The following is a 13,340-nucleotide window of genomic DNA, read 5'->3' as shown; positions in this document are numbered from 1 at the left end:
AAAAAGCCCCAAATGGGGCTTTTTAAAATTAGTTTTGCTTATCGGGATAAACCGTTGCAATTAACTGATCTACTACAGCCGGTTCAGCCAAGGTTGAAGTATCGCCTAAACTATCAAGCTCGTTTGCCGCGATCTTTCTTAAAATACGGCGCATAATTTTCCCCGAACGGGTTTTCGGTAATGCAGGTGCCCAATGCAGTGCGTCTGGCGAAGCTACTGGTCCAAGTACTTTACGCACCCAGTTGATTAACTCTTTACGCAGTTCTTCCGACTCTGGCACACCCGCCTGTAAGGTCACAAAAGTACAAATGCCCTGTCCTTTAATATCATGAGGCATACCTACTACGGCTGCTTCTGCTACTGATTCATGCGAAACAAGAGCACTTTCAATTTCAGCCGTACCTAAACGATGGCCTGAAACGTTTAAGACATCGTCAACTCGACCTGTAATCCAGTAATAACCATCTTGATCACGGCGAGCACCATCACCTGTAAAATAAGTATTTTTAAAGGTAGAGAAATATGCCTCAATAAAGCGATCAGGATCGCCCCAAATGGTACGCATCTGACCCGGCCATGAATCTTTAATTACAAGATTCCCTTCAGCGGCACCGTCTAGTTCATTACCTTCACCATCTACAATGGCTGGTTGGATACCAAATAACGGACGTGTTGCCGAACCCGGTTTTAATGCTGTTGCACCTGGCAATGGAGCAATCAAAATACCACCTGTTTCGGTTTGCCACCATGTATCAACAATTGGGCAACGGCCTTCGCCAACAACGTTGTAGTACCAGTTCCAAGCTTCTGGGTTAATTGGCTCACCAACCGAACCAAGTAAACGCAAACTGCTACGATTACTTTCACGTACAAACGAATCACCTTCTCGCATCATGGCACGAATCGCGGTTGGGGCCGTATATAAAATAGAGACTTTGTGTTTATCAACCACATGACCAAGACGTGCCCATGTTGGATATTGAGGTACACCTTCAAACATTAAGGTCGTCGTACCATTTGCCAACGGACCATAAATCAGATAACTATGCCCTGTAATCCAGCCAATATCAGCTGTACACCAGTACACATCGTCTTGTTTTAAATCGAAGACCTCTTTAAAGGTACTGGTTACATAGACTAAGTAACCACCCGTAGTATGCAATACCCCTTTCGGTTTTCCTGTCGATCCCGAAGTATAAAGAATAAATAATGGGTCCTCCGCCTTCATTGGTTCTGGAGGACAGTTTGCATCTACCTCCATAATAATGAGGTGATACCACAAATCACGACCCGGCTTCATTTCAATCGGGTTTGCATTGCGGTAAACCACAATCACGTTTTCAACGCACTCAGTACCCGGCAATGCTAAAGCCAAATCAACGTTTTCTTTGAGGGGTAATAGTTTTCCAGCACGTAGGCTTGAGTCTGCAGTAATCACCAGTTTAGCTTGGCTGTCTTCAATACGGCTTGCCAACGAGTCTGGCGAGAACCCACCAAATACCACACAGTGAACTGCACCAATACGGGCACAGGCTAACATGGCAATTGCAGCCTCAGTCACCATTGGCATATACAGCACAACGCGGTCACCTTTACCAATGCCATATTTCTTCAAAACGTTGGCAAAGCGGCAGACTTCATCGTGTAATTCTTTATAAGAAACGATTTTATGACGAGAAGGATGGTCACCTTCCCAAATAATGGCAGGTTTATGTGGATGTTCTTTAAGATGCCTGTCCAAGCAGTTTGCTGACACGTTCAACTCACCATCAGCAAACCACTCAATTTTGAAATTGTCTTTGTCAAAACTGGTATTTTTAACTTGGGTAAATGGCTTTATCCAATCGACAATTTTAGCTTGCTCTGCCCAGAATTCATCTGGGTTCTCGATAGAGTGTTGATAACGTTTAAAGTAGTCTGCTTCAACAGTACGAGCTGTTTTTTTAAATTCCTCTGGTACTGGATAGATCTCATTCATACGCAACTTCCTTGATCTTGTGCATCCCATCTCGAGACTGTGGCTATTATTTTACTGGATCTTATTTGTATGCCTTTTCAGTATGATGACTCTCTCAAAGTCAAAACAATCCGACTTTGGTCATATATTGACCACTTACTCAAACATACGAAATTGTGAACATTTTTATAAAATTAAGTTGATTTAAAACATTTGTCTATAGCTTTTACTTTTATAATTTTTTTAAGTTTTGATGGTTTTGACCATCAACAAAGTTTATTTTAGCTTTTAGAAGCAGTGCAGGAATAAAATAAGATGTTTGCCGAAACTCCCTCTTCACGACCACCAGAGCTTCCGTTTAAAGATAGTCCTTTTTCAATTCATGGTCGCTTTAACCGCATGAGTTATTTAGGTGGATATGGCCTAATTTATTTAATTACACTTATAGGTTATTTCATTTTAGCTTCCTTTCTTGGAAGTTTTCAGCTTTCAAGCGATCTATTTAATTTTGAGTTTTATAGCTCTCTTTCCGGCGTAAGTGCCTTAGTAGTATGGGCTTTTTGGCTATTTTTGATCTACCTCAATATTATTCTGGTCGTTCGGCGCTTACACGATTTAAATAAAAGTGGCTGGATGGGCCTGCTGTTATTTATTCCGGTGGTTCAGTTCTTTTTTATGATCTATTTATTACTTGCTTCTGGTACTGCAGGCCCAAATCAGTATGGTCCTGTTCGGCCTTCAACCTTTATTGAGAAACTGATGGCTTGGCTTATTTTAATCGCTATTTTAATTAGCCTTATTTCTACCGCAGGCTTTTTTTACTACTTCTCTGGTACCGATACTATTCAAACCCCAACACAAATTTTACAAAAAGGAACGCAATACTTTTAATTAAAAAACACTTTATTATTTAGATGAACTCATTATAGTAGGCGCACATTTTATCTCCTACTATGATGAAAGCTAAAAAAGCTTTCATGAATTTATTTAATTAGAGACTTGTCGTGGCTGATGAACAAAAATCCTTAACGGATGTTGCAAAAAATACAGGCGAACTTTTGCAAGAAGCAGGTACTAAAACCACTCAAACGGTTTTAGCACATACCGAGAAATATCATGATGCCTATACTACTATCGACAAAATCGTAGATAGTTTTTGGGAACGTGTACCTTATATCTGCATTGCGATTACCGTTTTTATTATTTTTTGGCTACTGACCAAATTATTTAAATTCTTTGTGCGTAAGACTTTAGAAAATCGTTCTTATACGCGCCAAAATTTGGTTCTTGTTTTAAACCGTGTCGGTAGTACAGCAATCTTATTCTTTGGTTTCTTAATTGCTTTAGTCATTATGATTCCAGGGTTTACGCCAGGCCAACTCATGAGTGCATTGGGTATTGGTTCGGTCGCAATTGGTTTTGCATTTAAAGATATTTTCCAAAACCTGCTTTCAGGTATTTTGATTTTATTGAGCGAGCCATTCCGTATTGGCGATTCGATTGTAGTGAATTCACTTGAAGGGACTGTTGAAGATATTCAGATTCGTGCAACCTTCTTACGCTCACCAGACGGCCGTCGTATCGTTATTCCAAACGCAACTGTTTATACGAGTGCTTTAACGGTAAATACGGCTTACCAACAACGACGCTGTGAGTTCGTAGTCGGTATCGGTTATGACGACGATGAGCAAAAAGCGAAACAAATTATTTTAGATATTCTCAATAATGACCGAAATGTACTGAGTCAGCCTGCTTTCTCGGTTAACGTGACAGCTCTAGCCGACTTCTCAGTTAACCTTACGGTACGCTGGTGGATTAACACCACTGAGACAGATATTTCGTCCTCTACAAGCACTATTCAAGCCGAAGTAAAACAAGCCTTCAATGCAAATGGCATTAATATTCCTTACCCTATTCAGGAATTAAAAATGGCTGCAAATCATTTGCCATTGAATGCGGAGAACTCAGCTAAATAAACGCCCTAAAATATAAGAAATAGACGTTTCTGTTCTTAAAATACGGTTGCCTAAGCTCACAGCTTGGCAGCCGTTTTTTGTGAGTAAATCAACTTCATAGGGAATAAAGCCACCTTCAGGCCCCACAACAACACTACATGCATGGCCAATACCGTTCGGCATACTCTGCTCGGCATAAGGGTGAGCCACATAGGCAGGAGATGTTTCTGAAATTAGGGTGGGCAAAACGTCTTCAACAAAAGGTTTAAAACGTTTATACATTTGAATTTCAGGAACGATGGTATCACCTGCTTGCTCAAGTCCAAGCGTAACGTATTGATCAATTTGCTGTAAAAATGGGGTTTGCCAATAGCTTTTATCAACTCGATAACTATGAATTAGGCTTATCTTTTCAACACCTAAAGTCACACTATCCATAATTAAACGGCGTAAAACTTTAGGTCTTGGTAAAGCCACAATTAAATGAACTGGAAGTTTTGCCGGTACTGCTTCTTCACGAATAGGGCGTATACACACTTCTTGCTCATCAATCGAAACAATTTCTGTGACATAACGCGCGCTATTACGAATACCAACTTTTAGATTTTGGCCAACCGTAATATCAAGATGTTCACGTAAATGTTGTAATTGGCGCTTTGAATGAATCGACCAGATTTCTGACTGAGTATCTTCAGGTTCTAGTAAAACAATATTCATGGTTTTTCGGCCAAATACCTGTTAATCACCCCTATATGTTTTTGTAGCGAACCTTGATTACGCTGCAATACTTTATGCGCCTGTGTAACGAGCTGTTCAGTAGCTTCAGGTTCTGCAAGACAAGCTAGCCAGATATCAATGACCTGCTGTGCATCTTGAGCAATAAGTACCCCATTTTCATCAATGAACTCATCGACAATTGTTTGAAAGTTGAAATAACGAGGTCCTACCACTGTAGGTACATTTAAAACCATAGGTTCTAAAATATTATGTCCACCACCCGGCTCATTTAAAGAACCACCTACAAAGCACACCTGACTTAAGGCGTACCATAACCAAAGCTCACCCATGCTATCGGCCAAATAAACCTGCGTGCTGGCATGAATACTTTGCCCCATGCTTCTACGATGCGTAACTAAATTTAAATTTTGAGAAATTTCAAATACTTCATCGAAGCGTTCAGGATGACGAGGCACAACTATGCATACCAACTCACGATTGGAATTTAAATGAGGTGCAAGTGCCTCCAAAATTTGTTGTTCTTCGGGTGCATGTGTACTGGCAATAGTCACAACCTGACGGTTTTCCAAATACCACTGCTGATGCAATTGGGCAGCTTGTTTTATAAAAGCCTCGGGCGCATGAATATCAAACTTAATATTTCCAACGACCTGACTTTTATGCTCATCTAAACCAAGCTCGACATAACGCTGACGGGTTGCACTATCTTGTGCTAATACCCAGTCGATTTGCTTTAACATACCGGCAGTTAAACTTGAGACTTTACTATAGCCCTTTGCTGACTTTTCAGATAGGCGAGCATTAAGCAACAAACAAGGCACATGCTGCAATTTGGCTTGATCGATTAAATTTGGCCAAAGCTCTGTTTCAACTAGTGCTAAAAGTCTCGGTTGGTATGACTCGAAAAATTGTTTTAAAAGCGGTTTTTGGTCTACAGGCAAATAGACTGCTTGAAATAAATCTAGATAGGGTTCTTTTAAAAAAAGTGACTTGGCACGTGCCTGACCTGTTTTTGTAGTATTGGTCACTAAAACCGGCTGCCCAAGTTTGAGATAGTGCTCGATTAAAGGCTGTGCAGCATTGGTTTCCCCAACTGAAACAGCATGAAACCAGATGGCTTTTACATTCTTCGGATCTTCAAACGGCCCAAATCTTTCCAGACATTCCTGATGATATAATTCCAGACTTTCTGCACGTCTTTTTATTCGCCAGCGATAAAACGGTTTTAATAAATGGAGTGCTGTGTTGTACCAAAATGGGGTCGCCAAGCGGTTTGCCTCAAATAGTCGAAATTTAAAAACTGGGGAAAATATAACATAGATAAAAAAAATGGCAGAGTTTCGATACCTAAACTCTACCATATACAAGAAAAGTCATTGACTGAACTCACAAAAGAGCAAGTTCAGTAAAAAGAAAAACTTAATAATAGAGTGATTTTATGAAGCTTCTAAAGCAGGATAGTCTGTATAACCTTCAGCGCCTTTAGCATATAAAGTCGTTGGTTGAATTTCATTTAATGGTAGACCTTGCTCTAAACGTTGTAAAAGGTCTGGGTTCGCAATATAAGCCTTACCAAAAGATACTGCATCTGCCTGACCTTCACGTAAAATACGTTTTGCCGACTCTGGTGTCAGATTTTCATTGGCAATCCACACACCATTAAATTTTTCACGTAATTGCGGACCAATACTATCGGCAGCTTCGTATTCGCGAGAGAAAATGAAAGCTACATTACGTTGACTCAATTGTTCAACCACATAACCGAATGTCGCTAACGGATTTTCATCCCCCATATCATGAGAGTCTCCACGCGGTGCAATATGTACACCTACTCGGCCAGCGCCCCACACTTCAATAAAGGCATCAACCACTTCTAATAACAAGCGAGCACGATTTTCAACCGGACCACCATACTCATCATCACGTTGGTTGGTATTACTTTGAAGGAACTGGTCAATTAAATAACCATTTGCAGCGTGCAACTCAACACCATCAAAACCAGCGGCTTTAGCCAGTTCTGCTGAATGTTTATATTGAGCTACAACTTCTTGAATTTCTTCAATTGAAAGTGCGCGCGGTTTTACAAATGGGCGTTTAGGGCGTAATAGACTCACTTCACCCGCAGGTTGAATCGCACTTGGTGCAACTGGAATATCACCATCTAAGAGTTCAGGGTCTGAAATACGGCCCACATGCCAAAGTTGAACTACAATTTTTGAACCTTGCGCATGAACTGCTTCAATAATCTTATTCCAAGCTTGTGCCTGCTCTTGTGACCATAGTCCCGGAGTATCTGCATAACCCACAGTTTTTGAACCAATCACTGTTGCTTCCGTGAGAATGAGACCAGCATTTGCACGTTGCTGATAATATTCCACCATTAAGTCGTTTGGAACACGGCTTTCGCCACTACGTGCACGTGTTAATGGGGCCATTACCAGTCGATTTTTAATTTCAAAATCACCAACTGTTAAGGGAGTATTGAGTTCAGCCATGATCGCCTCGACTTACACTTTATTTGTTTTAAAGTGTTTGTTTTAAATGTTCGATATATTGCTGAATCAAAGCTTCGTTACGTGAAAAATAAGACCATTGTCCATATTTTTGGACCTGAATGAGACCGGCCTGCTGTAATACAGACAAATGATTGGACATTGTAGACTGAGCTACTTTACCCAAACGTTCAATATGACCTGCGCAAACCCCTTTTTCAAAACTACCACCACACTCTTCTACCGGTAAATAATGCGCAGGTTCTTTTAACCATTGCAGAATCTGCCGACGCAGAGGATTGGCTAGGGCTTTGCTAATTGCATCAATATCCATAGGCTCAACACGTCTTTTAAACGAACAAAGCTTCGTTCAGCATTTCGAAAACATAATATCGCATTTCTTCGATATTCATATCCATTTTTTTCGATATTCATATCGTATTTTTCCGATTAACTTCCGATCACTGAACTGCTTTGCCGTTTTAATCGCTAAAAATTTAAGAATTTTAGAGAACTAAAAGTTCGAAAGACTCTTATAAACCCTGCTTTAAACTCGCTTCAATGAAACGATCAAGGTCACCGTCAAGAACTGCACCAGTATTTGAATTTTCAACACCTGTACGTAAGTCCTTAATACGAGAGTCATCAAGTACATAAGAACGAATTTGGCTACCCCAACCAATATCAGACTTCGAGTCTTCAAGTGCTTGAGCAGCTTCATTACGTTTTTGCATTTCTAGTTCATACAATTTTGCACGTAACTGTTTCCATGCATGATCACGGTTCGCATGTTGTGAACGCTGGTTTTGACACGCAACCACAATACCAGATGGAATGTGCGTCAAACGAACTGCTGAATCTGTTTTGTTAATGTGCTGACCACCTGCACCAGATGCACGGTAAGTATCGGTACGAACATCAGAAGGATTAATATCGATTTCGATATTGTCATCAACTTCCGGTGAGATAAACACCGCAGAGAATGAAGTATGACGGCGGTTACCACTGTCAAATGGTGACTTACGCACTAAACGGTGTACACCAGATTCTGTACGTAACCAGCCATATGCATATTCACCTTCTACACGAATCGTTGCAGATTTGATACCTGCTACGTCACCGTCAGATACTTCCATAAGTTCTGCTTTAAAACCGTGACGCTCAATCCAGCGCATATACATACGTAATAACATTGAAGCCCAATCTTGTGCTTCTGTACCGCCTGAACCTGCTTGAATCTCGACATAGCAAGGATTCGGATCCATTGGATTGCTAAACATACGGCGGAATTCAAGTTTTGCTAATTCTTCTTCGGCAGCGCCAAGCTCAGATTGGACATCTACCAGCAAGCTTTCATCATCAGCTTCAACAGCTAAATCCAGCATTGCTTTGGCATCTTCAAGCTGTGTAGACAAGCCATCTAATACATTAATAACGTTTTCTAGTTCGCCCTTTTCTTTTGCCATTGCCTGAGCACGGTTTTGATCATTCCAGATCGCAGGGTCTTCTAACTCACGTAAAACTTCTTCTAAACGCTCTTTTTTCAGATCGTAGTCAAAGATACCCCCGTAGTGTTTGGCTACGATCAGTTAAGTCTTTCAATTGGTTTAGATAAGGATTAATTTCCACGCGAGTGTTCCCATAAAAGCAGATAAACAGTCGAATATTTTATCATAGCTTGTCAGTATCGAACAAAATCAACGAGACTTATTATTTTTTATTATTAAACTGATAGTTCAAAATATAATATTATTGTTTAATTTTAAAAAATACATTAAAATTAATAACTTAAAATCTTTATAAATTTATAACACTTATTCTAAGAGTCTTATCATGAATAAATCAAATTTTTTACTTGCCCTCGTTACGACCATTTGTGCTTTCAATGCTAATGCCTATCAAACCGAAGTTGGTACTATGTATGAATTTACAGATATGGATGGTGGAGAAGTTAATAGCTTTGGAATTAATGGCAAATATTATTTTAATCCAGTTGAAACCAAAAATTATCCTTTAGCTGAAGCCGCATTTTTAAATAAAGCCTCTAATATTGGTGCTGGTTATACATATAGTAAAGTAGAAGATGATCAAGATTATGCAAAACTTGAATATAATTCTGTAGGGGTGGCAGGAGAATACTTTATTCCAAATAGCCAGTTCTACTTGTCTGGAGCATTTAACCGTACAAAAAGAGAAGTTACTGTAAATAATTACGGTTCAGCTGATGAAAGTGGTAATGGTTACGCTCTAGAAGTTGGTTTCCTACCAATAGATGGCCTATTAGTGGCCGCTGGTGTAGCTGATCTTTCTGAAAGTTTTGACCCAATTCAAGCAGCTAAATATGGTTTCCTTACTTCTTTCACTAATGCAACAACAGTCACTGGTGAAGATGATGATAAAGCTGTAACACTGCGCGCAAAATATGTTACTCAAATTGGTAATTTTTATACTAACTTTGAAGGACAAACTTACATTGGCGATGAGACAACTTACCGTTTAGGTGCAGATATTTATCTAGACCCTACTTTAAGTATTGGTGCATCTTTTGCTAACTCAACAGCAGATGATTCAGATACCATTTTTAGCGTACGTGCCCAAAAATTCTTTACTCCACAAGTAGCAGTAGGTTTGTCTTATACGACAGTTGATGATGCAGATTCTTTTGGTATTAATGGGACATTCCGTTTCTAATAAATAAGAATTTATATTTTTTAAATATAAAAGCTCAGATAGAATTTATCTGAGCTTTTTTCATTTCATTTTAAGCTTTATTCGTAACATCCCCATACAAAATTGGGTACTTTTCCAGCATTTTTGAGTTTCTACACAAAATATCCTCAATTTTAATAAAATAAAACATTATGTATTTATACACTTAAATCAATGACTTAATTTAATTAAATTTACAAAAAAAGCACATGGTTACAGTACAGTTACTCGTGCAAGATTGACGCTAAATGATTTTGCTCTAGACTAAAAGTTGTAACAAAACATTTATAAAATCGTTTTTAGAGGGGAGAGATTCCATGAAAAAACTAGCAATTGCATCAGCTCTTTTATCTGCGCTTGCAGTAAGTGGCGCAGCAAACGCTTACCAAGCTGAAGTTGGTGGTTCTTACACTTATCTTGATCCAGATAACGGCAGCAGCGTAAGCAAGTTTGGTGTTGATGGTACATATTATTTCAACCCTGTTCAAACACGTAATGCACCGCTTGCTGAAGCAGCATTCTTAAACCGTGCAAGCAATGTTAACGCACACGTTAACTATGGCGATAACAGCGGTACTAAAGATACTCAATACGGCGTAGGTGTTGAATACTATGTTCCTAATACTGACTTCTACCTTAGCGGTGATGTAGGCAGAAATGAACGTGAGATCGACAACACAAACTACGACCAGAAAGTTACAACTTATGCGGCTGAAGTAGGTTATTTACCAGCACCTGGTTTGTTACTTGCTTTAGGTGTTAAAGGTTATGACGAAAAAGATGGTAAAGACGGCGCAGACCCTACCGTTCGTGCAAAATACGTAACTCAAGTTGGTCAACATGACGTAAACCTTGAAGCTTACGGCGCGTTTGGTGACCTTGACGAATATAAAGTTCGTGGCGACTACTACATCGATAAAACTTTAAGTTTAGGTGTGGACTACTACAACAATGACTTAACTGATAAAGACGAATGGGGCATTAATGCTAAAAAATTCTTGAATCAGCAAGTAAGTGTTGAAGGTCGTATTGGTTTCGGTGATAACGACAACACTTATGGTGTTCGTGCAGCATACCGCTTCTAATCTTACCTAGATTAAAAAATCCGCTCAATTGAGCGGATTTTTTATTGATTTAAATGCACAATTCGCAGCTGTAAACTCACATTACCATTAAAAACATTACGGTCTATTTCATAGACTAAATGTACATGGTCACGCATAGGATCAAACTCGAAGTGGCCTGCTGCGTTAAAAGCAATTGCATCGAAACTATATTGATCTAAAGCCAATTTAAGTTTTAAGTGTGTCTCTTTGAGCCAACGGAAATCGATAACTTTAAAATATCCTTCAAATTGAGGCAGTGGAAATTTTTGTCCCCACGGGCCTAACTGTTCAATCCAGTTCAAGGTATCTAACTGCAAAGCAGAAACAGGTAGCTCACCATCAGTCCATAAGGTCGCTTGAAAGATAGATTCATCCATTGCAGCCACACAGTTACTAAATACTGTTTTAAAAGCCTCAAAGTTTTCTTTACGTATCGTCAAACCTGCTGCTGCAGCATGCCCACCAAAATGGCTCACCAACTCAGGATGTTGTTCGGCAACTTGCTCAATGGTATCTCGAATGTGCACACCGTCAATGGAACGTGCCGAGCCTTTAATATGAATGCCATCTTCATCGGGTGCAAAAACAATTGTAGGTCGATGGAACTGTTCTTTTAGACGGCCCGCAACTATACCAATCACACCTTGGTGCCAGTTTTCTTCAAATAGAACAAGCGCCGCGGGAATATCTTGCTGTGAAAGTTGCAAAGTATCTAAGGCCGATAAAGCTTGTTGCTTCATCTCTCCTTCAATTTGACGGCGATCGATATTTAACTGATTTAATTGCTGAGCAATGGGGTATGCTGTTTCCATTGTCTCGGCCAATAAACACTCGATCCCAATACGCATGCTCTCCATACGCCCTGCTGCATTAATACGCGGACCAAGAACAAATCCTAAGTCTTGAGCACGTATTGAAGTAGCTTCCCGACCTGCGATATCGAGTAAGGCTAAGATTCCTACTCGACACTGATGTTGCTGAATGCGCTTTACGCCTGCATCGACCAATATACGATTGTTATAGTCTAGAACAGCCACATCGGCATAAGTGCCCAAAGCGACTAAATCTAAATATTGAGTGACTTTGCTTGTGCTTTTGCCTTGTCTACTACGTAAACTCGCCAAATTGGCAAGTACATAAAAAGCAACACCAACACCAGCAAGCGCTTTACTTGGAAACTCACATCCCAATTGATTCGGGTTCACCACCGCCTCAGCAAGTGGGGTCTCTTTGGTCGTTAGATGATGGTCGGTAATAATGACTTGCATGCCTAGAGCATGTGCTGCTTCAACACCAGCATGGCTGGAAATTCCATTATCGACTGTAATTAATAAATCAGGTTGATAAGTTTGATGTGCAAGTTCAGCAATAGCAGGAGTAAGGCCATAACCGTATTTAAATCGGTCTGGAACTAAATAGTCGACTTGTGCTCCCATATCGCGAAGCACGAGCATCATTAAAGCTGTACTAGTTGCACCATCGGCATCATAGTCCCCCACAATAACTATTTTTTTCTGCTCATCAATGGCTTGATCCATTAATGCGACAGCAGCATCCATTCCTTTGAGCTCTGGCGCAAGCAGGTTCTTAAGTTTTAGCTCTAGTTCTTGTTCAGATTGCACTCCACGTCTTGCCAAAATCTCGGCAATAAACGGAGGCACGCCCTGAAACTGTTCAGGGCGTGTCAATAAAGGTCTTTGTTTAATTTGTATTTTTGTCATTTAAGGCATCAGTCGGTGCAACGTCCATTGACCGTCGATTTTTTCATAACTCAAGCGGTCATGTAAACGATTTGGTCGCCCTTGCCAGAATTCATAATAGTCCGGTTGCAGACGATATCCGCCCCAAAACTCTGGCTTATCGAGTATTTCACGGCTTTGAACTTGTTGTTGCAAGTCTTGGAAGCGCTGTTGCAATAACTCTCGACTTTCGATCTTTCCGCTTTGAGGCGTACTAATATGAGCTGCAATCTGGCTATCACGTGGACGCTTATGGTAATAGTCGGTAGATTCCTGTTCAGGAATCTTCACAACATGCCCACCCACACGTACCTGACGCTCTAGACTTGGCCAATAAAATAATAGTTCAGCATATGGATTTTCTGCCAAATCTGCCCCTTTCTGGCTGTCATAATTGGTATAAAAATCATACCCTGCTTCTGTGGCACCACGTAATAATACAGTTCTGACATGCGGGCGACCGCTAGCACTTGCAGTTGCTAACGACATTGCATACGGTTCGTGCAAGTTCGCAGCTAAAGCATAATTAAACCAACCTAAGAATTGCTCATGTGGATTGCTAGCGACTTGCGTCTCGTACAACTCACCTTGTTCATAACTTAAGCGTAATTCGCTTAAATCTTTAATGACATCACTCATGCCAT

At 40.2% G+C, this 13,340-nt stretch carries 12 protein-coding genes; 4 read left to right on the top strand and 8 right to left on the bottom strand.

Annotated elements, in window-relative coordinates:
* Positions 1-28: 28 nt before the first annotated feature.
* The gene (acs, locus tag ABFY81_RS10940) at positions 29-1,978 is read right to left on the bottom strand and encodes an acetate--CoA ligase (RefSeq protein ID WP_039251874.1); all 1,950 of its coding nucleotides are present in this window, start codon (positions 1,976-1,978) and stop codon (positions 29-31) included.
* A gap of 294 nt (positions 1,979-2,272) precedes the next feature.
* Between acs and ABFY81_RS10935 the strand changes: the two genes are divergently transcribed.
* Complete coding sequence (locus ABFY81_RS10935; RefSeq protein ID WP_002053807.1) at positions 2,273-2,848, top strand: DUF805 domain-containing protein; 576 nt, start codon at positions 2,273-2,275, stop codon at positions 2,846-2,848.
* 113 nt (positions 2,849-2,961) lie between these two features.
* Positions 2,962-3,933 carry a mechanosensitive ion channel family protein gene (locus ABFY81_RS10930; protein WP_077163708.1) on the top strand — a complete coding sequence of 324 codons (972 nt, stop codon included), beginning with the start codon at positions 2,962-2,964 and terminating at the stop codon, positions 3,931-3,933.
* Here the strand turns inward: ABFY81_RS10930 and ABFY81_RS10925 are convergent.
* The 5 genes from ABFY81_RS10925 to prfB form a co-directional block, all read right to left on the bottom strand.
* A complete protein-coding gene (locus tag ABFY81_RS10925; RefSeq protein WP_347913772.1) occupies positions 3,922-4,629 on the bottom strand; it encodes a 16S rRNA (uracil(1498)-N(3))-methyltransferase in 708 nt (235 codons plus the stop codon). The two genes, ABFY81_RS10930 and ABFY81_RS10925, sit on opposite strands and share 12 nt — an antisense overlap.
* Positions 4,626-5,918, bottom strand: a complete 1,293-nt coding sequence (locus ABFY81_RS10920) for a 3-deoxy-D-manno-octulosonic acid transferase (RefSeq protein ID WP_347913771.1) — start codon at positions 5,916-5,918, stop codon at positions 4,626-4,628. Before ABFY81_RS10920 ends, ABFY81_RS10925 begins: the two co-directional genes overlap by 4 nt.
* 168 nt (positions 5,919-6,086) lie before the next feature.
* Complete coding sequence (locus ABFY81_RS10915; RefSeq protein WP_004704960.1) at positions 6,087-7,145, bottom strand: alkene reductase; 1,059 nt, start codon at positions 7,143-7,145, stop codon at positions 6,087-6,089.
* A 28-nt stretch (positions 7,146-7,173) separates the two neighbouring features.
* Positions 7,174-7,476, bottom strand: a complete 303-nt coding sequence (locus ABFY81_RS10910) for a helix-turn-helix transcriptional regulator (protein WP_002053977.1) — start codon at positions 7,474-7,476, stop codon at positions 7,174-7,176.
* Positions 7,477-7,675: 199 nt separating this feature from the next.
* A protein-coding gene (gene prfB, locus ABFY81_RS10905; protein ID WP_099143691.1) for a peptide chain release factor 2 occupies positions 7,676-8,771 on the bottom strand; the annotation gives its coding sequence in 2 pieces (ribosomal slippage) (positions 7,676-8,698 and positions 8,700-8,771; 1,095 coding nt in all).
* Positions 8,772-8,975: 204 nt separating this feature from the next.
* Between prfB and ABFY81_RS10900 the strand changes: the two genes are divergently transcribed.
* A complete protein-coding gene (locus ABFY81_RS10900; protein ID WP_077168845.1) occupies positions 8,976-9,833 on the top strand; it encodes a putative porin in 858 nt (285 codons plus the stop codon).
* Between the two features lie 335 nt (positions 9,834-10,168).
* Entirely contained in the window at positions 10,169-10,936 is a 768-nt protein-coding gene (locus ABFY81_RS10895) for a putative porin (RefSeq protein ID WP_004704957.1), read from the top strand.
* A gap of 41 nt (positions 10,937-10,977) precedes the next feature.
* On the opposite strand, the gene recJ is transcribed toward ABFY81_RS10895, so the two are convergent.
* Positions 10,978-12,678, bottom strand: coding sequence for a single-stranded-DNA-specific exonuclease RecJ (gene recJ / locus ABFY81_RS10890; RefSeq protein WP_347913769.1), 1,701 nt, complete (start codon positions 12,676-12,678; stop codon positions 10,978-10,980).
* Entirely contained in the window at positions 12,679-13,335 is a 657-nt protein-coding gene (pdxH, locus tag ABFY81_RS10885; RefSeq protein ID WP_068935275.1) for a pyridoxamine 5'-phosphate oxidase, read from the bottom strand. It lies immediately after the preceding gene.
* Positions 13,336-13,340 lie beyond the last annotated feature (5 nt).

This window comes from Acinetobacter sp. WA-87 (genome assembly GCF_039938935.1).
GTDB classification, from domain to species: domain Bacteria; phylum Pseudomonadota; class Gammaproteobacteria; order Pseudomonadales; family Moraxellaceae; genus Acinetobacter; species Acinetobacter seifertii.
This window is presented reverse-complemented; position numbering and strand designations above follow the sequence as displayed.